Source organism: Bradyrhizobium sp. SRS-191, from assembly GCF_024586915.1.
Classification (GTDB): domain Bacteria; phylum Pseudomonadota; class Alphaproteobacteria; order Rhizobiales; family Xanthobacteraceae; genus Bradyrhizobium.
This window is the reverse complement of sequence record NZ_JANBVS010000001.1, coordinates 231,516-254,561: the sequence shown is the minus strand read 5'-3', so window position 1 is coordinate 254,561 and position 23,046 is coordinate 231,516. Positions and strand designations below refer to the sequence as shown.

The window sequence follows — 23,046 nt, the reverse complement described above, 5'->3', positions numbered from 1 at the left end:
ATGGTTTCCGTGCAGCGCCGCCTGAACTCGACCGGCCGCAAACGCATCACCCGTGATCGCGTGACCATCGAGCTGACCCCGCCGCTCGACCGGTTCAGCTTCCCCACGGCAACGGCAGAGGTCGATCTGGTAGAGCTCGGCCTCGATCCCGCCGCCCGCGTTGCCCTGGAGGCATACTACCGCAGCTCATCGATGCGGTTTCCGTGTGGGACCGTTGCCGCACTCGATATCCCTTCCAAGCTCGTGCTGACGGATATCGATCGCGGAGGCGCCATCCAGTTTCGCCTGCTGGTCATCGCTGCCGATCAATCCGGCCGCATCCTGGCCTCCGCCGAAGGCATCAGGCCGCGCCAGACCTCCGACACACCGGAAAGGCAGCCCCTGCTCCGCCTTCGCGAAACGGATCTCGGCGAGGAGCTGTGGCGCGTCGACCTGAACGAACGTAACGGTCCCTGGCTCGTGATCAACAGCCGCGTCCCGGGGCTCGCAACGCGGCTACGAACGGATCCGCTCGTCCAAGGCTTGATCCTGCCGCACGCGCTCCGTGAAGTGCTCCGGAATCTGCCGAGCGAGGGAGAGGACGAGGATGACCACGATTGGGGCGATGATTGGCGGAAGTTCTTGCGCGCGCTCGATGTCGACGTCGAGCCGGATGACACCGGTGATGAGGACGCGGTGCAGGACTGGGTGGAGGACGCCGTCACCCGCTTTAGCCAGGTGAAGCGGTTCGCCGAGCTGGTCCGCAGCGCAAGCCTGCAGGGTGAGAGCGAGCATGGATAGACCGCTGTCGCGCTTTACCGCAGCCGGGCTGGAGGAGTTCCTGAAATGGATCAGGGCCGGCGCAAACGGATCGGTTCCAAACGAACTGCTCGATCAGGCCGAGTTCGTGGAGCGCCTTCCGGGCGCGACGGTGGTCCCCAATCAGCCATTCGCGGACCGCTACGAATTCGGAATGGCGCTGGTAGACTTGCTCTCCGACCAAGACCAGCAGGCAGTCTCCTTCGACCGTGGCCTGTGGAGCTGGTTGGCCGCCGTCTATTTCGAGCAACTCTGTCCGGCCGACGCTGACGGCAAGCGCAACCTTCGCAAAGACTATGTTTACGTCCTGAGCGAAAGCCGCATCTATTATCGGCATTTGGTCCGCACGCCCTGGTTCCTCGTAAAGACTCACGGCGATCGCTGCCGATTCTTGCTCATCGGACGAAGCGACGATCCCGCCCCGCTCAGCCGTCAAAGCTATTTGCTCGATCAACTGGCCGCCCGGCAATTCGTCATCACAAGCCCTAGCATGGTCGGCGCAGCCGCGCGGCTCTACTCCGATCCGCGAACCGGGCAACCCACCCGGGGCGCCGGCGCGAAGGGAAGCGGATCACCACGACGGCTCGCTCTGATCGCGAATCAGCTCTCCCTCACCCACGACATTCATGACATGCCGGTCGATCGGCTGATGAAGATTTTGCCGGAGGAGTTTGGATCGCGATGGCGGTAAGCCGATTGGTCTGTGTAAGCAGGGCGATATCGTCCGCCGCACGGGCCTCCATCGGCGTGGATTTTTCGACCGGTGGCCTCAGTTGGGGCCTATCGAGTTAGCGAGGCGCGAGTACGGGACCCTGCCATCCGCCGACGCGCCGACACGTCATGCCACCGCGTCTTTATGATAAGGTTAGCTCCAGCAAGGCGGTCTCGACCGGAAGCTCGCGAAAGACCCGTGGCCAGCAGGCAAACCAACAGCGTACAGCCGCCAAGTATTGCTTGAGGTATGCTTGAAGCATGCTTTTAGTACGCTTGAAGGTGCTTCGAGACTACGCCGAGCATCCATGATGCATTGCTCCGGGAATGCTCGCAGGTTGCCGGCGCTTGACACTGATGAAACGCCGTTGGATTCGAGGGGGGAACTGGCCCCCATGTTAGGGCTCGCTCAAGATCTCGGAGGTGGCAGTTGGCTCGCAATAGCAATTCGACGTCGTGGAGCCGGACCGATTTTCTGGAAGCGTTGAAACAACTGCCAGAAGAGGTTTCGGATAGTGTCGTCGGGCGCTAGTCTCTCAAAGAGATTTAGGTCAATTGGGTCGGCAACTACAACAGGGGGCGCGTGAGGAAGGGCGTGACTGCAAGCACGATCTATAATCGGATCGAGAACACTGATTGGATCGTGTGGCTCGCCGGGGCGAGTGGAATTGATCGTCATGTGATTAGAAAGGCCGCCAACAACGTCAACCCCAAGGATAGCGCACAAACACAAGCCAAGGCACTTCGGCAGGTGCTCACGTGGCCGCTTCTCGCCAGCCATCTGGAAGAGAGGCGCAATTCTGCGACCGCGTCGCCTCAGATATTGGTAGACATTGAAGAGATAAAGCGAGAGGTCAATAAGCCGACAACAAGACAAGCTCTGATCGCTGCCCGGCTCGGCCAGGGACAATTCCGAGCCGACCTTGAGAAGACTTGGCAGAGTGCATGCGCAGTTAGCGGCTGTGAAATCTCGGCCGTGCTCCGCGCTTCGCACGTCAAGCCATGGTCTGAATCGACTAACGACGAGCGCCTCAATCCTGAAAATGGTCTTCTTCTCGCGGCGCACATTGATGCCCTCTTCGATCGCGGGCTGCTCGCTTTTACCGACGACGGAACGATGCTCCTATCGAAGCGTATCAGCGTCCGAGATCGTGAGCTTCTGGGCTTATCAGGTCGCCTTCGGCACTCGCCTACCGAGGCACAGCGTCGCTTTCTAGCTTGCCACCGACGGATCCACCGGCTCGAGTCCGATTAGGGACGAGGGCCTTTGTTCGACGCTCCGCCTCCGCGCCGGTTCCCCGCGATCCCGCCGAATGACATCCAGTCGCCCAACTCAAATTCGGACGAATTTGAGAGATAGGGTCATGGCCTCAAACCAACCAATCAAGGTCTTCTTGGACTCGTGGCCCTCCGCCGTCTTGCCGGAGGTCCACTGTTTGCGCGTCTCAAGGTCTGGGATGCACTTCGTCCACTTGCGCACTCGCTCTTCATTGAGTGAAAAATTATTCGACCTAGGCAAAAATGCAGTGGCATGGCTCGATCATTGATCGACTGCGAAAAAGGCACACGCGTTTTCCGTCCGAATGGCAAATGGACTTAGTCACTTTACATCTTAGTTGCGCAGCGAGCGCCGGAACGAGCTCGGGACTGAAACTCATGCAAAGAGCCCGCAAACCTCCGCATGATCGCCGTACCAATAGCTCCTTTCAACGATACCGTTGCCGCGCCAAGGGAAAGGCTCAGGAAGTGGATCCAACAGGAACTCGACCCCCTCGTCGATTTTGATCTGCTCACCCGGCCGGAGTGACTCCCGGGGAGTGAGGCGCCAATCCTTGATAATGCCTTGGAGATACGACAGCTCTGAGTGCCTCTCGTGAAGAGCCACATAAATGCCAGCAGTTTTTCCCTGCTCGGCATGCTTTTTCGCGATTGCCCATGAGCCCGTCCTGAACGTGCCATCTGGCTCGTGGACTACTCCGCTGGCCCCCTCGCAAATCAAATGAATTCCCCTCAAGGGCCGTCTTTCCGTGCGAGACGCTTTGGTTCGACGAGCAATTTCAAAATCGCAAAGCACTACGATGTCGTTCCGGTCCGCCCTGAGGGCATTTACCCGAATTTGTTCAACGTCCTCCAGCGACCTGGTCGCGAGCTTTTCGGGTGTCCAAATAGAATTGTTCAGCACTTCAGTTCTCCTTCGAGTCAGCTGCTGATAGGGAGCCTTGCCGGGCGAGCCGCCTAAAGGGCGTTTCGATTATCCGCGGATTGTTATTTCGATTGCATCCGGATCTACCCCAAACGTCATGGCAAGGCCCTGCTTCGCCTCGGCGATCGTGAGTGCGCGGACAGTCCTGGTTGCGGAAGCCCCTAATCTGGGAGCTGGCGTGGAAGCCATAATTAGCGGCTCACTCCAAAGCGCTTTGTCGCCAAAGCCATCTCCGACGCCACGGGGACCGCGCCCTTCTTCATGGAATGGCGCGACCCAATTCGGCAAGTGGCCCATACCGGCCTCGTCCTGCGCCGCCTGGTTCGCGTCGAACACCAGCTTCATCGTCCTCTGGTCGAAGAAGCTGATGATGTGATCGTCGTCGTCCAGCGACGTCGGCGCTACCATTGCGACGAAATCGCAGGCGTCGAGGCCACTCCATTTGCCTTCACTTTTACCGAATGAGATGCGTCCACCCGAGCTGACCTTAATCACGCAGCGGACACGGTTTCCGTCGAGCTCAAACTCGACGCGCTCGCCCGTGGTAACGCCCTGGCCTGAGAGCAACGTCAGCTGGCCATACCTGCGCCGTAAGACTTCATGAACGAAAGGTAGTATGGTTTGTTTCATTAACTTTGCCATTTTCAAAAGCTCCTCCAATACCTAGCGATGGTATATGCTGGGTAGGTACAATAAACAATAGAGCATAAAAATAATTCGCGCCGAGGTGCTTGTGCTTCAAGCATGCGCGAAGCATCCTATAAGCGTTGCTTCTTGGATGCTTGAAGGGTGCGCCGAGCGTCGCGTAAGCATGCTTCGCAGGTCCTCGGGCAGTTCCTTTGAAAATTCGCCCTCTTAAGTCCTTCGGAGGCCGGTGCCGCTCCGTAATGGAGAAGATGGTCTGCAACACGGAATGGCCGCAGAACTGTCTGTGACGGCGCTCCGGGACCCATCGGTGCCTAGTGTGACGCGTCAAAAAGCGTGTCACGAGTTGACCTTGTCACATCGCGACGATTGGATCTTAAGAGCTGACGCGCTTACCAACGCGCTTTTTTCAATTTCAACGCTGAATACCCCGCAGATCTTCTGCGTCAGCGCTCCCGAGTTGCTCGCCATTCCTCCTTCGCTGGGGTGTGCCACGGCACAAAGGATTTCCCGAGAATCGTTCTTTGTCACACAGCGAAACGATGTTGGTCCATTTGAGAACCGATGCACTTAAGCGAGTTTTCAATCAAATGGCGGGTAATCTCCCACCTTTTCAATTTCGCTCCTTTTTCGCCCTCCTCGCCGCATGAATCGATCGGTGGCACACGCTCGATCGACGGCACAGGGCAGAATCGCTTTCATACTCCCTTGTCAGACCACGCTACGGGCGCGGAACACGAGCAGGCGGCCGTAACGCCGATGGCGCTTCAGCGTCTCCTGTTCCGGCAGCTCCAAACCGAAGCAACCACTGCGCATATCGATGTGGTCGATCGCAAGCCGCATCCGTGCCCAAGGCGACTGGGATCTTGGGGGTGGGAGCTTGACCGAAGTCGCCGCGATAATTGCCGACCCGATGCCGCACCAGCCGCGCTGTGGAACTGGCTCCAGTTTCAGGCGCGACCTCGATCGGGCCAAGCGTCTGCGCGCTCACACATCGGGCTCTGCCGTGATAGCCGCCGCCGTGAAGCCTTGTGTGGAGCAGCACCCTTGCCGCACAGCTACTGGCGCCGGATGGTTGAACGCTGAGCGATGGCTGGATCGAAGCTACGGTGGCGAATTGTCACCGTAGGTCACACCGTAGCTTTTCAAAAACCGCTGGCAAAAACGTTAGTGATTTCAACAAAGATTGACATCCACCCCTTCCGCCATGTTTTTCCCTAAAGGCCGGTTCGACCGCATCGCGTGCCAAGCGACGCTCAGCAGCACGCGCCGTTCGACTCACAACGCGCAGAGCGACCGTGAGGTCGGCGTCAGGTGCGAGACCTCGATCGGCCGCCAGCACTGTTGGTCGAGACGCGGCAGGATCTCGGCGGTCCATTCCGGGTTGCGCGAGAGCCGCTCGCGGCACTGCGCCAGCGCCTCCGCGTCGGCATGGCATTCGAGCCACACGAACACCGACTCGCCTTCGCGCACCGGAAGCCGAGGAAAGCTGTTCGGGCTGCGTTCGCTGACGAACATGGCGTCGATGCGGGCCCCCGCGTCGCGCAGAATCGGACAGGCGCGCTCGGAGAACAATTCGGCGAACCCGGCCTCCTGTCCCGGCGCCAGTGAACAGATGCTGGTGACGACGATGCCGCTCGCGCCTGGCCGGTCGCGCTCCGCTGCCCGCGGCAGGTTGTGAGCGAATGGCGGAATGGCGCCGGCTGGCTTCAGCAGCAGCACATTGTCGGAATTGAGCATCGTAGCATTGGCCGCAGCGCCATGCGCGGCCCAGATTGGGCCGCCATAGAACGCCTGCAGCGCCTGCGCTCGCGAATCCATGTCGCGGAACGAGCGTATCCAGACAAAGGCGTCGGGATCGTCACGATCACGGAATTCGCCTTCGATACGCATGCCGAGTGCTTCCTGCGGCGCGACGAACTCGGCATCGAACAGCGCGATCAGCGCATCGCTTCGCCCCGGGCGCAAGCGATAGCGGCGCAGCTCGAAGATCGTGTGGGGCGTCATGGTCACCTTCCGACAGGTCAATCGTCCTGTTTTACACAACAGGATGATTGACCTGTTTTGTCAAGCCGCTATGGTGGCGGGCGAGATGAAGGCACCGAAGCGAACCAACGATCCGGACGGCGTCCGCAACCGCATCATCGACACCGCCTATGAGTCCTTCACCCGCCACGGCTATCTCGCCACGGGAATGCTGGAGATCCGGGACAAGGCTGCGGTGTCGGGCGGCGCGATGGCGCATCACTTCCCGGCCAAGCGCGCGCTGGGTCTTGCGGTGATCAGGGATCGCGTGGCGCAGGCGGTCGCGCAGACATGGATCGCGGCGCTCGACGCCCATGTCGACGCGCCCTCGGCCATCGACGCCATCTTTGCCACCATCATCGCCGAGCTGACCACCAGGCGCGCGGTGTCCGGCTGTCCGCTGAACAACATGGCGATGGAGATCTCGGCGCATGATCAGGATATGCGCCGCGCGCTCGACGCCATCTTCACGGCCTGGCACGAGGCGCTGCGGGCGAAATTCTATGCCGACCTGCTCGCCGGCCGCGCCCGCGAGCTGCATCCGGACAGTCTCGCAACGCTGGTCATCGCCGCCTATTCCGGAGCGATGGCGATGGCCAAGGCGCGACAGGATGCGATCCCGCTGGCTGATGCAAGGGCCGAACTGGCGGCGCTCTTGGCTCCGAAGTACCGCGCCAGCGCACTGACGTGATGCGTCTCGCGCATCGTGCAAGTGCTATGTCTTAGCGGGACGGAATGGCGTTTGGACGCCCGCGCATCAGAATGCCCGCGCGTAGCCATCGTTCTCATCATCGTCGGGCCTGGCCCGCCCTTCCCGTCTTCGGCAGCAAACTGCAAGCCGTCGGTTCGCCCGGCGGTCCACCGGTCGGTGCTGCCAAGCGCTGGAGGCTAAGACATCCGGCCGCTGAGACGTGGAGCCTGCCCGCAGGGAGTACGCGCCGATCAGTGGCTGACGTGCGCGCCGTTGATCGCCTGCGGCGCATCGTGACCGTTCGGTTGCTCGGGCGTCACGCCCACACGCTCCATCAGTTCGCGAACGTCGCGGATGCGGCGCTCGAGAAGATCGTGCATCTCGGTCAGCGTCCAACGCAGCTCATCCACCGCGCCCGGCGCCGCATCGGGAAAATGCGCCAGATGATAGATCATCTCGTTGAGGACCTGCCGCAGTCCGTACAGGTCGTCATAGGCGAGCTTCTGAACATCGAGCTGGCCGAGCAGCCGCTGCACGAAGCTGCGGCGATCGGCCGGAACGTGGCGCAGATCGACGAAGCGGTTGACGTGGAACGGCCGCGGCGCCTCAGTGCTGCCGGCGGCATGCGCCAGCGCAAGGCGCACGCTGTCCGCGTTGAGGTCCTCCGTGTCGACCGAGAGCGTGTTCGGGAACAGGCTCTTGTATCGTTCGATCAAGGCGTGGGTCTTGTCGTAGTACCAGCCGAACTTGTCGGCCGGCGACAGCCCCATCCATTGCTGCCTCGACATCTCTCCGAAGTGGAAGGCGGTCGGACGCTTGCGCAGCGCAGCTGGCGAGTCGGCGTAATAGACGTGGTTCTGCGGCGACAGCTCCGCATTCTCGACCAGGCTCGCGATGCATGCCGCCCGGTCGCGCCGGCGCAGATGCACCAGCGTCACCTGATCGCCGAGGAGTTCGGCGATGATCGGCAGCACAGCCGCATATCCGTTGCCGACGACGCACGCATGAGGACAATCGAGGATCATTTGACGAATCTGATCCGCAAAGCGGGGATCGTTGGTTTCCTTGAGCTCGCAGAACAGCCCGTTGAGCTCGCTCGACGCCCATTCGTGAACGGCCCTGTCGCCGTTGCCCTGGTTGTCGAACACCTCCTGCATCATCCGTGTGAGCGATGTCGTGCCGTCCCGGCCGGTGCCGACGCACAATACCCGCAAGGTCGAAGGCGGAGAATTCCGCAAAGCGGTCGCGTCGTGGCCGTTGCCTGATGGCCGTACCGCTCCATTGTCCGAGATCACGGCCGGACGCTGGCGCGTCAGCCGGCGAAGCTCGGCGGACACGGCCTCCCATTCCAGCCTGTAGCCGTCGCGCTCGTCGCGCAGGCGACCCATGATCACGCCCCTCTCTTCGGTGATGCGCCGGTACCGCTCGGACTCGTCCTTCGCGGCGATCAATTCCGCTTGCAGCGCATCGACGGAGCGTTTCACATCCGCATCGAGGCGGCTTTCGGTGCTGGCGGTGCCAATGCCCAACCGGCTCTCGATCCATCGGCGCAATCGCACTCTCGACAAAAAGAATCCTCCAAGACATCGAGCCGAACGGCCTGCTGATCATCGACCGCCGATCGCGGCTGCGATCCGGCGCCCTGCGCAGGCCGCCCGGCCGACTCCAGCTCTCCATGTAATACAATTGCAATGTACGTCAAAATGCATGGCGAGTCGGTTGCAAAAGCAGCGATGGTCGCCGCCACGATGTGCGCACCGTCCCCGCTCATGCCCGGTCAGCGTGCACGCCGTCAACGCGACCAATCGTCATTTTCGTAGTATTACTGTACCGTCGATCCGGCGCGGCCGCGGTGGTGATGCGTCACGGCATTCCGCAGACCGCTGCCGCCGACGAGTGCAGCTGCGACGACCCCAGCTCCGTCGCACTAGTCCAGTCCGCGCTCGCGACTGAGGCGCACCATCTCGTCGATGAAGATCTGTTTCTGCTTGTCGTCGAGGCTGGTGAACAGCGGCTCCGAGGCGTCGGCGACGGCGCGCTGGTCGGCGGCGCGGTCGACCAGGAACTGGGCCTCGTTGCGCATCTGCTCGACGATGTCGTCGGGCGGATCGCGCTTGGCGCGGGCGATGCGCAGGTTGAGGCGGTCGGCGCCGTTGCGGCCGAGGGCGTGCATCGCGTCGGCGAACGGGCCCCAGCTCTTGGCCTGCTCCTCCGTGAGGTTCAGTCCGGCCTTCAGGCGCTCGACATTGGCGTCGCTGTTGGCGACGATCTGCTCGGCCGTGAGCTCGGGAACGCCCGGCTGTGTCAGCATCGGCGCGGCCTTCGCGACCTTGCTGGCTTTCGCCGTCTTGGCTGACTTCGCCTTCTTGCCCTCTGAAGCGGGCGCCGCCGGTGTGGGCTGCGCACTCGGCTGGCCGTCGTTCCCCGTCAGCACGCCGGTGACGCCCGTGACCACGCCGACGACGCCGCCGATCGCGCCGCCCAGCACGCCGCCGACCGGGCCCGCCGCCTTGTTGCCTTCGCGGGCGCCCTGCTCGACGCCCTTGAACAGTCCCTGCGCGGCAACCTGACGCGGCAGCGCGGTCGCCACACAGAGCATCAACAGCACGGCTGCTGCGCTGCAGAGACGACGGCGCATCCGCATTCCCCATCGGCCGATCGTCATCAGCTCACCCCTCTCGCCCGGACAACAAAGACCGCTGCGGCGAAGCCGGCACGATCATCTCTGAGTCGGCTGAAATTCTAGCGTTGCCGCAGCGCGCAAGTCCATCTGTCGCACGACGCAGCACACTCAACACAGCGCACGCTCGTTCTCCGGTCGCGCTCGCTTTGCATTGCAGCGCCTATCGTTGCAATGCAATCGGCGGCGAGCCTGCGACGAATTGTGCACGCCATTAGTTCCAAGTTTCGCCTCACCTGCTTTCTCGACAGCCGCGCGCAATTCTGCTCTGATTACACCCAAGCGAAATCCAAGCGCGCATGACGCGACGCACAACTAACAAACAGGATTCGCGGTCAACCGAATGCTTGGCTCACCAGGGAGGGAACGCCATGTCACGGAGGAAGCTGAACCGCCGACAATTCGTTGCTGCGACCGCTGCCACCTCGGCGGTCATGATCACCGCGCCCTATGTGCGCGGCGCCTATGCCGCCGGCAAGCTGTCGATGGGTTTCTGGGACCACTGGGTTCCCGGCGCCAACCAGGCCTCGACCGATCTCGTCAATGAATGGGCTGCCAAGGAGAAGGTCGAGGTCCAGATCGACTACATCACCAGCCAGGGCAAGAAGATCGAGCTGACGATCGCGGCCGAAGGTGCAGCGAAGTCCGGACACGATCTCATCGCGATGCCGACCTGGTGGCCGCACGCCCATGCCGAGCTGCTCGAGCCGGTCAACGACATCATGGGGCCGATCATCCAGGAGAACGGCGAGGTCAACGGCACCGTCAAATATCTCGGTCAGTCCGGCGGCAAATGGCTCGCGGTGCCCTCCTGCGTCGGCAGCCAGATCAAGGGGCCCTGCACCCGCATCGACTTGATGAAAAAGCACGCCGGCATCGACGTGCAGCAGCTCTATCCGGCCGGCGGCCCGCCGAAGGCGGACAGCTGGACCACGGAGACGTTCCTGAAGGCGGCGGAAGCCTGCCAGAAGGCCGGCGTGCCCTTCGGCATCGGTCTCGGTGAGACCACCGACAGCGTCGATTCCGCCGGCGCGTTCTTCCAGGCGTTCGGCGCGGAGCTCGTCAACGCCAAGGGCGACGTGACGGTGAAGACCGATGCCGTGCGCCAGGCGCTGGAATTCTACAAGCGGCTGATCGCGGCGCTGCCGCCCGATGTCGCCTCCTGGGACGACGCCTCCAACAACAAATGGCTGGTGTCGGGCAAGGGCGCGATGATCATGAACCCGCCGAGCGCCTGGGCGGTGGCCAAGCGCGACGCGCCGCAGATCGCCGAGCAGTGCTGGACGCACGGCTTCCCCGTCGGTCCCAAGGGCCGCTACGCGCCGTTCCTGCCGTACTTCTGGAGCATCTGGTCGTTCTCGAAGAACAAGGAAGCGGCGAAGAGCCTGATCGTGCACCTGTCGAAGCCGGCCTCGATCGAGAAGATGGTGGCGGCGAGCGGCGGCTACGATCTGCCCGCCTATGAGAAGCTGACCACGCTCAAGATCTGGCAGGAACAGGGGCCGCCGAAGGGCACCCTCTATCACTATCCCAATCCCTACAATCACCAGACGCTCTCGATCGCGGCCTCGCCTGCTCCACCCAAGATCGCGCAGCAGATCTACGCACAGGCGACCATGACCAAGATGTGCCTGCGCTACGCCCAAGGCGAGAAGATGGAAGCGACGCTGGCCTGGGCCGAAGGCGAGTGCGAAGGCTTCATGCGCAGCTGAGCACCCGCGACGGCCAATCACGGCGGCCCGCCTCGTGCGGGCCGCCGCCATCTGCATCGTTTGCCCGCCAAGGTCCTATGCCCGTCACGTGAAGCCCGGCCCGCCGCCGGGAGCGCCACGAGGAGCCTGCTCTCATGGTTGATGCCGCCATCGGCGAAGACGCCATTGCCCGCCCGCGCAGGGCCGTCCGCCGCAGAGGCCTGCGCAATGCGCTGAAGCGAAAATCGACCACAGCCTTCCTGCTGACTTTGCCGCTGATCCTGCTGATCGCGCTGCTGGTGGTCTATCCCGCGCTCTATTCGGTGCACCTGGCGACATTGAACAAGTCGATGCAGCGCTTCGTCGGCTTCGGCAATTTCGAGTTCCTGTTCAAGCGCGACACGTTCTGGCTGGTCGTCAAACAGTCCTGCATCTTTGCGGTGACGGCGGTGGTGTTCAAGGCGCTGATCGGTTTCATCGTCGCGCATTTCGTCCACAACATCCCGGCCAAGGGCCAGCGCAAATGGCGCGGCATGCTGCTGGTGCCCTGGGTGATCCCGCCGGCGATGAGCACCTTGGCCTGGCTGTGGCTGTTCGACCCGTCCTACAGCGCCTTCAACTACACGCTGGCCTTCTTCGGCATCGGCCCGATCCCGTGGACGGGAGATGCCGCCTGGGCGCGGTTCTCCGTCATCCTGGTCAACGTCTGGTACGGCGCGCCGTTCTTCATGATCATGTACCTGGCGTCGCTGAAATCGGTGCCCGACCAGCTCTATGAAGCCGCCGCGATCGACGGCGCGAACTGGTGGCAGCGGATCTGGTACGTGACCTTGCCGATGATGCGCAACATCATCGCCATCACCACGCTGTTCTCGCTGATCGTCACCTTCGCCAATTTCGACATCGTCCGCATCCTCACCGCCGGTGGTCCCCTCGACAAGACGCACATCTTCGCGACCTGGGCGTTCCGCGTCGGCATCGAGGGCAGCGACATTCCGCTCGGCGCCAGCGTCTCGCTGTTCATGGTGCCGATCCTGGCGGTCGCCGCCATCTTCATCCTGCGCGACGTCAACAAGCGGGGCAACGAATCCTGATGAGCACGATGACCGTCGACAAGGCCGGCCCGACCCGCAATGTCAAATACGGCTCGATGAGCCGCGACCGCGCCTGGGCGCTGCGCTGGTCGTATTTCTTCCTGACGCTGTTCGCGATCTTCTCGCTGGTGCCGCCGCTCTATATGCTGATCACCTCGCTGAAGGGCAGCGCCGAGATCTCGGCGGCGACCAATCCATGGTGGGTGTTCCATCCGACCCTGGAGAACTACATCGGGCTGCTGACGTCGAACCAGTTCCTGCGCTTCTTCTTCAATTCCGCGATGGTCTCGATCGTCGTCGTGATCATCACCATGCTGATCAGCATTCCCGCCGCCTTTGCGCTGTCGCGGATGAAGTTCTGGGGCTCGGCGACGCTCGCGACCGGCGTGTTCCTGACCTATCTGATTCCGGACAGCCTGCTGTTCATCCCGCTGTTCAAGATGTTCGCGCTGATCGGCGACGTCACCGGCATCCAGCTCATCAACCGCTGGTACGTGCTACTGTTCATCTATCCGACCCTGACGGTGCCGTTCTGCACCTGGATCATGATCGGCTATTTCGCCTCGATCCCGAAGGAGCTCGACGAGGCCGCGATCATCGACGGCGCCTCCTGGCTGCAGACGCTGACGCGGATCTTCATTCCGGTCGCCCTGCCCGGCCTGATCGCCGCGACGATCTTCGCCTTCACCGTCTCCTGGGCGCAGTTCCTGTATCCGCTGGTGTTCACGACCTCGGCCGACCAGTTGGTGCTGCCGGTCGGCATCGTCACCACGCTGATCAAGGGCGACGTCTTCAACTGGGGGCAGATCATGACCGGCGCGCTGCTGGGCGCCGCGCCGCCGCTGATCATCTACGCGTTCCTGATGGACTACTACATTGCCGGGCTGACCGCCGGCGCGACCAAAGGCTGATGACGGGGGTTGATCTGACATGGCTGAAGTGAGCTTGCGCAAAGTCGTGAAGCGTTACGACGACGTCGAGGCCGTCCGCGGCATCGATCTCGACATTGCCGACCATGAGTTCGTCGTGCTGGTCGGCCCCTCCGGCTGCGGCAAGTCGACGACGTTGCGAATGATCGCGGGGCTCGAGGATATCTCCGACGGCGACATCTCGATCGGCGGCGACGTCGTCAACGACGTGCCGCCCAAGGACCGCGACATCGCGATGGTGTTCCAGAACTACGCACTGTATCCGCACATGACGGTGGCGGAGAACATGTCGTTCGGGCTGCGCCTGAAGCACTACCCGAAGGCCGAGATCAAGAGCCGCGTCGCGGAGGCAGCGCGCATGCTCGACATCGCCGACCTCGTCGACCGCAAGCCGAAGCAGCTCTCCGGCGGCCAGCGCCAGCGCGTCGCGATGGGCCGCGCCATCGTGCGCAATCCCAAGGTGTTCCTGTTCGACGAGCCGCTGTCGAACCTCGACGCCAAGCTGCGGGTGCAGATGCGCATCGAGATCAAGAAGGTGCACCAGAAGGTCCGCACCACGACGGTCTACGTCACCCATGACCAGGTCGAGGCGATGACCTTGGCCGACCGCGTCGTCGTCATGAACAAGGGCCGCATCGAGCAGATCGGCACGCCGACCGAGCTGTACCACAATCCGGCGACGCGCTTCGTTGCCGGCTTCATCGGCTCGCCGGCGATGAACTTCGTGCCGTGCCGGCTGGAAGAAGCCAACGGCCGGCTGTACATCCGCCTCACCGACCGCATCAGCTTTCCGCTGCCGCCGGCGCGCGCCGCGCGCTATCAATCCGTGTCGCGGAATGACCGGCTGCTGCTCGGCATCCGGCCGGAGCACATCACCGAAACCCGGCCGCATGCGGAGCCCGGCATCGAGCCGTTCGAGGCGATGCTGGATGTCACCGAGCCGATGGGCATGGAGACCCTGGTCTACTTCAGCCTGAACGAGACGCCGGTATGCGGGCGCGTCAGCCCCAATGCCGGCGCGCGGGATGGCAGCCCCCTGCGCATGGCAATGGACCTCAACAACATGCACCTGTTAAATGAGGCTTCAGGCCTCGTCATCTGACGAGCAAAAGAAGCTTCAAGGGCAGGACATGACCACCAGGACGGCAAGCAACAAGAACAAGATCCTCGTCACGGAATCCTTCTCGGCCAAGGGCCGCGCGCTGCTCGCGGCGCGCGACGATGTCGAGATGATCGAATTCCCCAACATGATCTCTGCGGCGGATTTCTCTGCGCTGCTCACCTCGCATGCGCCGGTGCATGGCGTAGCGCTCGGCGCCACGCGCTTCGGCGAGCCCGAGCTGATCGCCGCCGGCGACATGAAGGTCGTGACCCGAATCGGCGTCGGCTTCGACGCGGTCGATGTGCCCGCATTGTCCAAGCACAAGGTGCCGCTGATGGTCGCGGGCACCGCGAACTCGCCCTCGGTGGCCGAGCAGGCGCTGTTCATGATGCTGACGCTCGCCAAGCGCGCCAGCGAGATGCATGCGATGGTCAGGGACGGCACCTGGGCCACGCGGCTCGGCGTGCTGCCGTTCGACCTCTATGGCAAGACCGTGCTGATCATCGGCTTCGGCCGCATTGGCACCCGCACCGCCAAGCGCTGCCTGGCGATGGAGATGCAGGTCCTGGTCTACGACCCCTACAAGCCCGCCGCCGACATCTCAGCCGCCGGCTGCGAGCCGGTCGCCGATCTCGACGCCGCGCTCCCGCGCGCCGATTTCGTCAGCATCCACTGCCCGAAATCGCCGGAGACCATCGGGATGTTCAACGCAGCACGTCTCAGACTGATGAAGCCGACCGCTTACCTGATCAACACCGCACGCGGCGGCCTGATCGACGAGGCGGCGCTCTACGAGGCGCTGTCGTCCGGACGGCTGGCCGGTGCCGGCCTCGACGTGTTCGAGCAGGAGCCGCCGCCGGTCGGCCACGCGCTGCATGCGCTGCCCAACGTCATCATGGCCCCGCACGTCGCCGGCGTCACCCGCGAGGCCGTCGACCGCATGAGCGAGCAGACCGCGCGCAACATTCTAAGCGTGCTGGATGGCGATCCGATTCGGCAGAACGTGATCAATCAGGACGTCTTGTAATCGTCCGGCCGGTGCGATGGTCCTGCCTCCTCGCGACGAGGCAGGACCCAAGTTCCGACCTAACTCTCATCACGCGGATGTCAGGACCTTTCTCCCCCGCTTTGTCGCCCAACTTTCAACGCATTCTTGCAACTTGGCCAAATCCGGCTACAACTGTGATGATCGGCGCCGACGTTTGCGCGCGCCGGTAGGAACAGAGGCGGCCATGAGTGTTGCGACCGAGCACGCGCTCGCAACGATAGCGAGCATTCTCGATCAGCCTGAAGCCGCGAGGTCGGCTGACAAGGCCACGCCGCCTTCGCATTCTCCTTCTCCCTCTTCTCATTCTCCGTCCAAGAAGGCTGCCGCGACCGTCGTCTCGTTCGATCAGGCCGACGGCTACACCAAGCTGGGACCGGGGCCGATTTCCGCAATCCGGTTCCGCTGGACGGCGCGGCGCGGCGAAGATGGCTACTATGTCGACGAGACCGTTGGGCCGACCTCGATCGCGGTGAGCAGCGGACCGATGACCGCCGAAGCCGCGGTGAGAACCGTCGACACCCGCGCGCGCGAGGCGATCGAGCGTTTCGAGGCGCTGAAGAACGAGATGACCGTCAAGGGCCCGCCGGCTTTGGTTGCGCCTCGCGAGAAATAGGCGCCGGCAGGCAGACCGGTCCGCGCTGAGATTTCGCCCAGATGCTCATGGCCAGGCTCCGTCCTGGCCATTTGTCGTCTTGCGGACCGATGCAGACGTGCGCCTGCCGTCCGCGCCTCGCCGCCGCGAAGAGCCTACCGTCCCACGCCCAGATAGTCCGGCTTCGCCAGGGGAACGCCGGCATGACGCAGGATGTCGTAGGCCGTGGTGACGTGGAAGAAGAACTGCGGCAGGCTGAATGTCAGCAGCAATGAGCGGCCGTCGTCGAAGCGGCGCGTCGCGCCGTTGCGGAAAGTGAAGACCGCCTCCCGCGCTGCGCCCTCTTCGATTGCCGCGCCAGGCACGCCGCGGACATACGCGATCGCGGTTGCGATCCGCTCCTTCAACCCGGCCAAGTCGGTATCACCGTCGGGAACGGTCGGCTGCGCACGGCCGGCGAGCAGCGCGCAAGCAATGGTCGCGTGGCGGTTGGCTTCGCAGACCTGCCGGATCAGGTTGTACATGTCCGGCGCGAGCCGGGCCCGCAGCAGGTCGGCCGGCTCGATGCCGCGCGCCTCGGCAAAATCAGCGGCCTTGTCGAGCAGCCCCGAGAGGTTGTGAAGATAAGGCACGAAGACGCCGACCGACGCCTGTCCTATGGAAATGCTCATCGCCGCCCTCCCGCTTGCCCCTCGTCGCGCGTGGCGACCTCCGCTATGAATAGCGCAGCCACATCATGCGAGGTCATTCAATATGGGATTTTTCGACCGGACCATTGCCGCCCTGACCGCAGCCGTGCTGGCCTGCGGGCTCGCCACGGCCGCGCTCGCCGATCAGCCCTCGCGCCTCGACGAGATCGTGCAGCGCGGCACCTTGCGGGTCGGCATGACCGGCGACTACAAGCCCTTCACCTATCTCGACAAGGCCACCGGAAAATTCTCCGGCTTCGACGTCGACATGGCCGAGGCGCTCGGCAAGGCGCTCGGGGTGAAGGTGGAGTTCGTCCCGACCAGCTGGCCGCAGCTGATGAAGGATTTCGAGGCCGACAAGTTCGACGTCGCGATGGGCGGCGTGTCGATCACGCTCGACCGTCAGAAGAAGGGCTACTTCTCGACCGCGATCATGCGCGAGGGCAAGACCCCGATCGCGCGCTGTAGCGACACCTCGAAGTACCAGACGCTCGCCGACATCGACAGGCCCGGCACGCGCGTCGTCGTCAATCCCGGCGGCACCAACGAGCGCTTCGCCCGCGCCAACATCAAGGCCGCCGACATCCGCGTCCACACCGACAACGTCACCATCTTCGACGAGATCGCCAAGGGCGACGCCGACCTGATGATGACCGACGCCTCGGAGACCCGCTACCAGCAGAAGCTGCATCCCGGCGTGCTCTGCGCCGTCCATCCCGACAAGCCGTTCGACTTCTCCGAGAAGGCCTACTGGCTGCAGCGCGACGTCGCCCTGAAGGCGTTCGTCGACCAGTGGCTGCACATCTCGACCGAGAACGGCAGCTATCAGGCGATCTATAAGACCTGGTTTGATTAAGACCGCGTGAGGCGCGTTGCGAACAAAGTGGCAACTGGCGAGCAATTTGATCTGTAGGTCTCGATGGATGACGGTCCTGTATCGATCTGGGATATTACCAGCTTCGTTGCTATCGGCACGGCGTTCTTTCTAGGGATCGCGTGCCTAGAGGCTGTCGGAAAGAAGGCGCTGGAACTCTGGCGAACAAAGCGCGGAAAGAAGAATTGATAGGCGACGTTGGCATGCCGCACCACCTTCAAACTGCGCGGCAGTACTCGTAGTTGCCTGTATTGCGGCACTTATTTTCGAGGACTGGGTCCTTGACTAGCATCATTGGGACCGCCCAATCAGGACAACGAAATCCCCGTCCTTCATTTGAGATTCTGTCTCCCGAGCAGGGATCATTCCAGCGTCTTGCATCGCGGAAAAGAGCTTTGCGCTCCCGACACCGCCTTTGCCGTTCGTCACGAATGATATCCCCCGAGGATAGCGCGACGCAAAAATCAACGGTCCTCCCGCGGCGCGGAGGCCGGGAATAGAGTCAAAAAAATTCCTTAGCTCCTCCGCGAACTGCTCGCATTCATCACAGCTCGGCACACGATTGATCTGAAATGCATAATGTTCATCTGAGCTAAGTTTCAGATTTGCCCTCAGTCTCTCTTTTTGTGAATTATCAAGATGTCGCTGAATGGGTTTCTCTGGCCACATTTCATGAATGAAAATCGCCCATGGAGCGACAACCGCAATCGCTAGTAGTATCAGAACTACCCTGACTTCGTCCGGAAGCGGCACCGTCGCTCCGTCTGGACCAGCCGAGCGCAACCGGAGTCTTAGAAGATCAGCATGATAAATCCATACGGCCCCAACAAACCCGGACATTGCGAGGATGATGCCGGGCAAAAGCAGACGAAAGCTCATCATCGCTATGCCAAGTGCGGTAGTGAGGGCGACCACCGCAATTGAGCCCTGCATTTTTTAGTAAGTAGTGCGTGATCTTCGGATTGCACCTACGCCCTCCGGGGCAGCTTAACTAGAGAATAGCTTTTAAATGCGTCTGAGGAGGAAGTTTGCGTCGAGTGACTTTTGACCTTTTTTGGAGTTTAGGCCACAATACCGGAAAATAGTTGGTGCGTGAACTGATAGTGAATCCTAGCTTCGCGGTTGGTACGGGTAGAAGCGAGAGTGTGCCGGGCTTCCGTTGGGCACCGCGACGCTCGCCACCGATAACCTTCGTTCCAGCTAAAAGCGACTACGCGGCACGTCGGTGGGCGAGAACGGCTGCTACTGGACCTTTCCTTCGTATTTTGAATTGTTAGCTTCTGGGCCGCTTTTCCGCATCGAGTTCACCGCTCCATGGCCGAAGGCCCTCGACCGCTGAAATCGCGACCTGAATGACCTGCACCAAAAACTAAATTCGCGAGCAATTTCAACTGCAACATCCATGTCCAGTCCTCTAGCGAAAAATATTCAACTTCACGTTTTCCGAAATTTATGGTTCACTGCCGCCATCCCGCCTCAACGAGGGGCGTTGCGCGCGATCGTCACGACACGCTAGGTGGGGAGGCGGTGGCCGCGAAATGCCGGAAGCGTGCTTGCACGCGGACGAACGGCGGATTGCGGACACGAAGTCGCAGGGTCCTGACACCCCGATGCTGGTGTCACGCTCGTGGCCATGCTCCGCATGGCCCGGGCAATGGTGGCCAGAAGCCCGGCGCACCAGGGAGACTGCGTATAAGTGTTAAGACCATCGCGCAGGGAATGCCGGAGTTCGGCTGAACCTGTGGTGACTGCCGCCTGCTTTTTTGTGTTGCAGGCGGGCCATGGGTTGCGGCCAGCGCCCGGCATTCCCTGCGCCCTCTTCTCTTCGAGAGGGTTCGACTGATGGATCACTCGGACGTGGATGCGTCGCGAGAACGCAGGATCATGTTTCAATTGCTGCTTCAACAAACTCGCCGTCATTCCAGGTCGCGCTGCGCGCGCCCCGGAATCACGGGTCATGTGTGGATTGCTCGTGCCACAAAAATGGTGTCGTCCCGGCCTCCGAGCCGGGACCCATACTCACAGGCCGAAGTTTGTGGCAGGCGCGCAGATGCGGCGGAGCAGAACAGCGCCGTCGGTGGCTATGGGTCCCGGCTCAAGGCCGGGACGACATTTGTATTTGTTGCAGCACCTCGGCTCATAGCGACAAGGCGGCGGCAGCGGAGGCCGCCTCAGCCGTTGCGATACGTGTAGCTGTAGCCGTTGATCGCCGGAGCGCCGCCGAGATGGGCGTAGAGCACCTTGGATCCTTCCGGGAAGTAGCCCTTCTTGACCAAGTCGATCATGCCCTGCATCGACTTGCCCTCATAGACCGGGTCGGTGATCATCGCCTCGGTGCGGGCGGCGAGGCGGATGGCCTCGTTGGTCTCGGCGCTCGGCACGCCATAGGCCGGATAGGCGTAGTCGTTGATGATGACGATCTCGTCGTCGCCCACCTTGCGGCCGAGCTCGACCAGCTCCGCGGTGTTGTCGACGATCTGCCGCACCTGGTTGCGGGTCTGCTCCGGCGTGCCGGAGGCGTCGATGCCGATGACGCGGTCGGCGCGGCCGTCGGCAGCGAAGCCGACGATCATGCCGGCCTGGGTCGAGCCGGTGACGACGCAGACGATGATGTAGTCGAACTTGATGCCCATCTCGGCTTCCTGCGCCCTCACCTCCTCGGCGAAGCCGACATAGCCGAGGCCGCCGAACTTGTGCACGGAGGCGCCGGCCGGAATGCCGTAGGGCTTGCCGCCCGCATCCTTCACCGACTGGATCGCATTTTCCCAGCTCTTGCGGATGCCGATGTCGAAGCCGTCCTCGACGATCCGGCTGTCGGCGCCCATCAGGCGGGTCATCAGGATGTTGCCGACGCGGTCATAGACGGCGTCCTCGTGCGGCACCCAGCTCTCCTGCACCACGACGCACTTCATGCCGATCTTGGCCGCGGTCGCCGCCACCATGCGGGTGTGGTTCGACTGCACGCCGCCGATCGAGACCAGCGTGTCGGCGTTCGATTCGATCGCGTCGGGCACGATGTATTCGAGCTTGCGCAGCTTGTTGCCGCCCATCGCGAGGCCGGAGTTGCAGTCGTCGCGCTTGGCGTAGATCTGCACCTTGCCGCCGAGCGCCGCGGTCAGGCGCGGCAGATGCTCGATCGGGGTGGTCCCGAAGGTGAGCGGATACTTCTTGAACTTGTCGAGCCGAAGCACGGGTCTCTCCGTGGATGGTGGAACGGGTCGGCCGGACCATACGAAAAAGCGCGCGAAAGGTGCTCTCTTTATTGGCGGGCTTTTCCGTGCTTACGTCCGCCTAGAGCCGAAATGCTGGTGAATTCTCTCGCCTGATGGTTATCTAATGAAAGAACCTTCCAACATCGACCTCGACCGCGTCGATCGACGAATCCTGCAGCTCTTGCAGAAGGACGGACGGATGAGCAACGCCGAGCTTGCCGGCGCCGTCCATGTCAGCCCGGCGACCTGCCATCGCCGCACTCAGCGCCTGTTCGAGGACGGCTACATCAGAAGCGTGCGCGCGCAGGTCGCGCCCGAGAAGGTCGAGCGCAGCGCGCTGGTGCTGGTCGGCGTGGTGCTCGACCGCTCGACGCCGGAGAGTTTTCGCACCTTCGAGTCCGCGATCCGCAAGCTGAAATTCGTGCTCGACTGCCATCTCGTCGCCGGCGATTTCGACTACTTCCTGAAAATCCGCGTCCGCGACATGAACGACTTCAACCGCATGCACGGCGATCAGCTGATCTCGCTGCCGGGCGTGCGGCAGACGCGCACCTTCTTCGTGATGAAGGAGGTCGTCGACAATGCACCGCTGGATTTCTGAGCGGGGCAGCGATTGAACCGAGCCTGCCGCATCAGCGACTTAATTGCGCGTGAGCTCGCTCACATCAGCAACCGACATTGCGGAGACCCTGATGAAGAGGCTGTTGGCCGTTGCTGCCGTGGTTCTGGCCAGCAGTGCCGCCCATGCGCAATACGTGATCGAATATGGCGGCAAGACCATTCGCATCGATCCCGACCGCGGCACGGTGCAGATCCCCGGCGTCTACGACAACACCGAGCAGAAGAAGACCAAGCGCAGCAAGCGCGAGCAGGATACGACGGCCAAGCCGCAGCCGGGGGCGGACAAGCCGGCTCCGGCGCCCGCCGAGGCGGCCGTCACGCCAGCCCCGCCCGCGCAGGCCGCCCCGGCAACACCGGCCCCTGCCCCTGTTCCGCCTGCCCCGGCGCCGACGACCGCAGCACCCGCGCCCCCATCGGCTGCGCCCGCCGCGCCTGCGCCGGTCCAGGCCGCCGCACCACCTGCTCCCGTGCCTGCGGCGACGGCGCCCTCAGCCCCGGCCATGGTCACGCCTCCGGCAGCTGTGACACCGCCTGCTGCGCCAACCGCTCCTGCCGCCGTGCCGTCACCGGCCCGGCCGGCGCAGGCCCCCGCGGCCGTGACCACCGCCGCGGTGCCGCCTGCTGCCGCAGCACCGGCGGTCGCGCGCGATCCGAATTCTCCGGTCGGCATCTGGTTGACGGAGGAGAAGGAAGGCAAGATCCGCATCGAGCCGTGCGGGACGAATCTCTGCGGCTACGCGATCAACGCCAAGACCAACCAGAACGGCGAGCAGATCCTGATCAACATGCGTCCGAGCGAGAAGGCGCAGGACAAGAAATGGAGCGGCCGGATCTTCGATCCCAACAGCGGCAGCACCTACGATTCCACGATCGATCTGAAAGGGCCGGACAGCCTGCGCGTGCAGGGCTGCGCCTTCGGCGGCGTGTTCTGCGGCGGCCAGACCTGGACACGGGTGAACTGAGGACGGCTCCCTCAAAACAAAAGCGCGCGGCCTTTCGACCGCGCGCTCGACATCTTGTTAGTCCCGGATCAACCGACAGGCGTCGCGTATTCCTCGTCGGTGACGTGCTCCATCCAGTTCGAGTAGACGCCGTCGAGCGCCTCCTGCATGGCGATGTGGGTCATCTCGTTGTCCGGCGATGCGCCGTGCCAATGCTTCTCGCCCGGCGGGATGAAGATCACGTCGCCCGGCCGGATCTCGCGCACCGGGCCGCCCTTGGCCTGGATGCGGCCGATACCGGAGATGACGTAGAGCGTCTGCCCGAGCGGATGGGTGTGCCAGGCCGTGCGCGCGCCCGGCGCGAACGAGACGCGCGAGGCGTTGAGCCGGGCCGGCGCCGGCGCCATGATCAGCGGGTCCTGCAGCACGTTGCCGGTGAAGTACTCGGCGGGGGCCTTGCGCGTCGCGCGCGAGCCGGCGGGATGGAAATCCATGATGAG

General features: G+C 62.8%; 23 protein-coding genes. 13 read left to right on the top strand and 10 right to left on the bottom strand.

The annotated features are described in order from the left end of the window. The 3 genes from NLR35_RS01400 to NLR35_RS01390 all read left to right on the top strand — a co-directional run bounded on the left by NLR35_RS01400 (position 1) and on the right by NLR35_RS01390 (position 2,764). Positions 1 to 780 (top strand): hypothetical protein, encoded by a 780-nt coding sequence (locus tag NLR35_RS01400; protein ID WP_257164777.1) that lies wholly within the window; start codon positions 1 to 3, stop codon positions 778 to 780. Then, the gene (locus NLR35_RS01395; protein WP_257164776.1) at positions 773 to 1,489 is read left to right on the top strand and encodes a hypothetical protein; all 717 of its coding nucleotides are present in this window, start codon (positions 773 to 775) and stop codon (positions 1,487 to 1,489) included. Before NLR35_RS01400 ends, NLR35_RS01395 begins: the two co-directional genes overlap by 8 nt. A gap of 615 nt (positions 1,490 to 2,104) precedes the next feature. After that, a complete protein-coding gene (locus tag NLR35_RS01390; protein ID WP_257164775.1) occupies positions 2,105 to 2,764 on the top strand; it encodes an HNH endonuclease in 660 nt (219 codons plus the stop codon). A 399-nt stretch (positions 2,765 to 3,163) separates the two neighbouring features. Here NLR35_RS01390 and NLR35_RS01385 read toward each other — a convergent pair whose 3' ends face one another. From NLR35_RS01385 to NLR35_RS01370, 4 genes are all read right to left on the bottom strand, one after another. Next, positions 3,164 to 3,691: a hypothetical protein gene (locus tag NLR35_RS01385; protein WP_257164774.1), complete on the bottom strand. Its 528-nt coding sequence runs from the start codon at positions 3,689 to 3,691 to the stop codon at positions 3,164 to 3,166. 69 nt (positions 3,692 to 3,760) lie between these two features. Next, positions 3,761 to 4,354, bottom strand: coding sequence for a hypothetical protein (locus tag NLR35_RS01380; protein WP_257164773.1), 594 nt, complete (start codon positions 4,352 to 4,354; stop codon positions 3,761 to 3,763). Positions 4,355 to 5,068: 714 nt separating this feature from the next. Then, positions 5,069 to 5,200, bottom strand: a complete 132-nt coding sequence (locus NLR35_RS01375) for a hypothetical protein (RefSeq protein ID WP_257164772.1) — start codon at positions 5,198 to 5,200, stop codon at positions 5,069 to 5,071. Between the two features lie 435 nt (positions 5,201 to 5,635). Then, entirely contained in the window at positions 5,636 to 6,364 is a 729-nt protein-coding gene (locus NLR35_RS01370) for an NIPSNAP family protein (protein ID WP_257164771.1), read from the bottom strand. 85 nt (positions 6,365 to 6,449) lie between these two features. On the opposite strand from NLR35_RS01370, the gene NLR35_RS01365 reads away from it, so the two are divergent. Then, on the top strand, positions 6,450 to 7,073 hold the full coding sequence (locus NLR35_RS01365) for a TetR/AcrR family transcriptional regulator (RefSeq protein WP_257164770.1): 624 nt from the start codon (positions 6,450 to 6,452) through the stop codon (positions 7,071 to 7,073). Between the two features lie 251 nt (positions 7,074 to 7,324). On the opposite strand, the gene NLR35_RS01360 is transcribed toward NLR35_RS01365, so the two are convergent. Further along, positions 7,325 to 8,602 carry a hypothetical protein gene (locus NLR35_RS01360; protein WP_257164769.1) on the bottom strand — a complete coding sequence of 426 codons (1,278 nt, stop codon included), beginning with the start codon at positions 8,600 to 8,602 and terminating at the stop codon, positions 7,325 to 7,327. Between the two features lie 398 nt (positions 8,603 to 9,000). Further along, positions 9,001 to 9,711: a Spy/CpxP family protein refolding chaperone gene (locus tag NLR35_RS01355; protein WP_374940777.1), complete on the bottom strand. Its 711-nt coding sequence runs from the start codon at positions 9,709 to 9,711 to the stop codon at positions 9,001 to 9,003. Between the two features lie 413 nt (positions 9,712 to 10,124). Between NLR35_RS01355 and NLR35_RS01350 the strand changes: the two genes are divergently transcribed. The 6 genes from NLR35_RS01350 (at position 10,125) to NLR35_RS01325 (ending at position 16,230) form a co-directional block, all read left to right on the top strand. Continuing rightward, entirely contained in the window at positions 10,125 to 11,465 is a 1,341-nt protein-coding gene (locus tag NLR35_RS01350) for an ABC transporter substrate-binding protein (RefSeq protein WP_257164768.1), read from the top strand. A 134-nt stretch (positions 11,466 to 11,599) separates the two neighbouring features. Further along, positions 11,600 to 12,538: a carbohydrate ABC transporter permease gene (locus NLR35_RS01345; protein WP_257164767.1), complete on the top strand. Its 939-nt coding sequence runs from the start codon at positions 11,600 to 11,602 to the stop codon at positions 12,536 to 12,538. Further along, positions 12,538 to 13,449: a carbohydrate ABC transporter permease gene (locus tag NLR35_RS01340; protein ID WP_006613947.1), complete on the top strand. Its 912-nt coding sequence runs from the start codon at positions 12,538 to 12,540 to the stop codon at positions 13,447 to 13,449. Before NLR35_RS01345 ends, NLR35_RS01340 begins: the two co-directional genes overlap by 1 nt. Positions 13,450 to 13,468: 19 nt before the next feature. Next, positions 13,469 to 14,569 carry an ABC transporter ATP-binding protein gene (locus tag NLR35_RS01335; RefSeq protein ID WP_257164766.1) on the top strand — a complete coding sequence of 367 codons (1,101 nt, stop codon included), beginning with the start codon at positions 13,469 to 13,471 and terminating at the stop codon, positions 14,567 to 14,569. 28 nt (positions 14,570 to 14,597) lie between these two features. Then, positions 14,598 to 15,596 (top strand): hydroxyacid dehydrogenase, encoded by a 999-nt coding sequence (locus NLR35_RS01330; RefSeq protein ID WP_257164765.1) that lies wholly within the window; start codon positions 14,598 to 14,600, stop codon positions 15,594 to 15,596. Between the two features lie 205 nt (positions 15,597 to 15,801). Continuing rightward, positions 15,802 to 16,230 carry a hypothetical protein gene (locus NLR35_RS01325; protein ID WP_257165217.1) on the top strand — a complete coding sequence of 143 codons (429 nt, stop codon included), beginning with the start codon at positions 15,802 to 15,804 and terminating at the stop codon, positions 16,228 to 16,230. Between the two features lie 134 nt (positions 16,231 to 16,364). Here NLR35_RS01325 and NLR35_RS01320 read toward each other — a convergent pair whose 3' ends face one another. After that, positions 16,365 to 16,880, bottom strand: a complete 516-nt coding sequence (locus tag NLR35_RS01320) for a DUF1993 family protein (RefSeq protein ID WP_257164764.1) — start codon at positions 16,878 to 16,880, stop codon at positions 16,365 to 16,367. 82 nt (positions 16,881 to 16,962) lie between these two features. Here NLR35_RS01320 and NLR35_RS01315 point away from each other — a divergent pair, with 82 nt between their 5' ends. Continuing rightward, entirely contained in the window at positions 16,963 to 17,754 is a 792-nt protein-coding gene (locus NLR35_RS01315; protein ID WP_257164763.1) for a transporter substrate-binding domain-containing protein, read from the top strand. A 309-nt stretch (positions 17,755 to 18,063) separates the two neighbouring features. Here NLR35_RS01315 and NLR35_RS01310 read toward each other — a convergent pair whose 3' ends face one another. Together NLR35_RS01310 and NLR35_RS01305 are read right to left on the bottom strand one after the other, a co-directional pair. Further along, positions 18,064 to 18,651, bottom strand: a complete 588-nt coding sequence (locus tag NLR35_RS01310) for a hypothetical protein (RefSeq protein WP_257164762.1) — start codon at positions 18,649 to 18,651, stop codon at positions 18,064 to 18,066. Between the two features lie 1,292 nt (positions 18,652 to 19,943). Next, complete coding sequence (locus NLR35_RS01305; RefSeq protein WP_257164761.1) at positions 19,944 to 20,963, bottom strand: 1-aminocyclopropane-1-carboxylate deaminase; 1,020 nt, start codon at positions 20,961 to 20,963, stop codon at positions 19,944 to 19,946. Between the two features lie 145 nt (positions 20,964 to 21,108). On the opposite strand from NLR35_RS01305, the gene NLR35_RS01300 reads away from it, so the two are divergent. Both NLR35_RS01300 and NLR35_RS01295 read left to right on the top strand, forming a co-directional pair. Continuing rightward, on the top strand, positions 21,109 to 21,585 hold the full coding sequence (locus tag NLR35_RS01300) for an Lrp/AsnC family transcriptional regulator (protein WP_257164760.1): 477 nt from the start codon (positions 21,109 to 21,111) through the stop codon (positions 21,583 to 21,585). Between the two features lie 91 nt (positions 21,586 to 21,676). Then, positions 21,677 to 22,567 (top strand): DUF2147 domain-containing protein, encoded by an 891-nt coding sequence (locus tag NLR35_RS01295; protein WP_257164759.1) that lies wholly within the window; start codon positions 21,677 to 21,679, stop codon positions 22,565 to 22,567. 68 nt (positions 22,568 to 22,635) lie between these two features. Here the strand turns inward: NLR35_RS01295 and NLR35_RS01290 are convergent, their stop codons facing one another. After that, positions 22,636 to 23,040 carry a cupin domain-containing protein gene (locus NLR35_RS01290; protein WP_006613955.1) on the bottom strand — a complete coding sequence of 135 codons (405 nt, stop codon included), beginning with the start codon at positions 23,038 to 23,040 and terminating at the stop codon, positions 22,636 to 22,638. Positions 23,041 to 23,046: the final 6 nt, after the last annotated feature.

What these genes read in the sequence shown, in the direction of transcription:
- NLR35_RS01400 (WP_257164777.1), top strand. Translation starts at nt 1, where the DNA reads ATGGTTTCCGTGCAGCGCCGCCTGAACTCGACCGGCCGCAAACGCATC.
- NLR35_RS01395 (WP_257164776.1), top strand. Translation starts at nt 773, where the DNA reads ATGGATAGACCGCTGTCGCGCTTTACCGCAGCCGGGCTGGAGGAGTTC.
- NLR35_RS01380 (WP_257164773.1), bottom strand. Translation starts at nt 4,354, where the DNA reads ATGGCAAAGTTAATGAAACAAACCATACTACCTTTCGTTCATGAAGTC.
- NLR35_RS01375 (WP_257164772.1), bottom strand. Translation starts at nt 5,200, where the DNA reads ATGCGGCTTGCGATCGACCACATCGATATGCGCAGTGGTTGCTTCGGT.
- NLR35_RS01370 (WP_257164771.1), bottom strand. Translation starts at nt 6,364, where the DNA reads ATGACGCCCCACACGATCTTCGAGCTGCGCCGCTATCGCTTGCGCCCG.
- NLR35_RS01365 (WP_257164770.1), top strand. Translation starts at nt 6,450, where the DNA reads ATGAAGGCACCGAAGCGAACCAACGATCCGGACGGCGTCCGCAACCGC.
- NLR35_RS01355 (WP_374940777.1), bottom strand. Translation starts at nt 9,711, where the DNA reads ATGCGCCGTCGTCTCTGCAGCGCAGCAGCCGTGCTGTTGATGCTCTGT.
- NLR35_RS01350 (WP_257164768.1), top strand. Translation starts at nt 10,125, where the DNA reads ATGTCACGGAGGAAGCTGAACCGCCGACAATTCGTTGCTGCGACCGCT.
- NLR35_RS01345 (WP_257164767.1), top strand. Translation starts at nt 11,600, where the DNA reads ATGGTTGATGCCGCCATCGGCGAAGACGCCATTGCCCGCCCGCGCAGG.
- NLR35_RS01340 (WP_006613947.1), top strand. Translation starts at nt 12,538, where the DNA reads ATGAGCACGATGACCGTCGACAAGGCCGGCCCGACCCGCAATGTCAAA.
- NLR35_RS01335 (WP_257164766.1), top strand. Translation starts at nt 13,469, where the DNA reads ATGGCTGAAGTGAGCTTGCGCAAAGTCGTGAAGCGTTACGACGACGTC.
- NLR35_RS01330 (WP_257164765.1), top strand. Translation starts at nt 14,598, where the DNA reads ATGACCACCAGGACGGCAAGCAACAAGAACAAGATCCTCGTCACGGAA.
- NLR35_RS01325 (WP_257165217.1), top strand. Translation starts at nt 15,802, where the DNA reads ATGAGTGTTGCGACCGAGCACGCGCTCGCAACGATAGCGAGCATTCTC.
- NLR35_RS01320 (WP_257164764.1), bottom strand. Translation starts at nt 16,880, where the DNA reads ATGAGCATTTCCATAGGACAGGCGTCGGTCGGCGTCTTCGTGCCTTAT.
- NLR35_RS01315 (WP_257164763.1), top strand. Translation starts at nt 16,963, where the DNA reads ATGGGATTTTTCGACCGGACCATTGCCGCCCTGACCGCAGCCGTGCTG.
- NLR35_RS01310 (WP_257164762.1), bottom strand. Translation starts at nt 18,651, where the DNA reads ATGAGCTTTCGTCTGCTTTTGCCCGGCATCATCCTCGCAATGTCCGGG.
- NLR35_RS01300 (WP_257164760.1), top strand. Translation starts at nt 21,109, where the DNA reads ATGAAAGAACCTTCCAACATCGACCTCGACCGCGTCGATCGACGAATC.
- NLR35_RS01295 (WP_257164759.1), top strand. Translation starts at nt 21,677, where the DNA reads ATGAAGAGGCTGTTGGCCGTTGCTGCCGTGGTTCTGGCCAGCAGTGCC.
- NLR35_RS01290 (WP_006613955.1), bottom strand. Translation starts at nt 23,040, where the DNA reads ATGGATTTCCATCCCGCCGGCTCGCGCGCGACGCGCAAGGCCCCCGCC.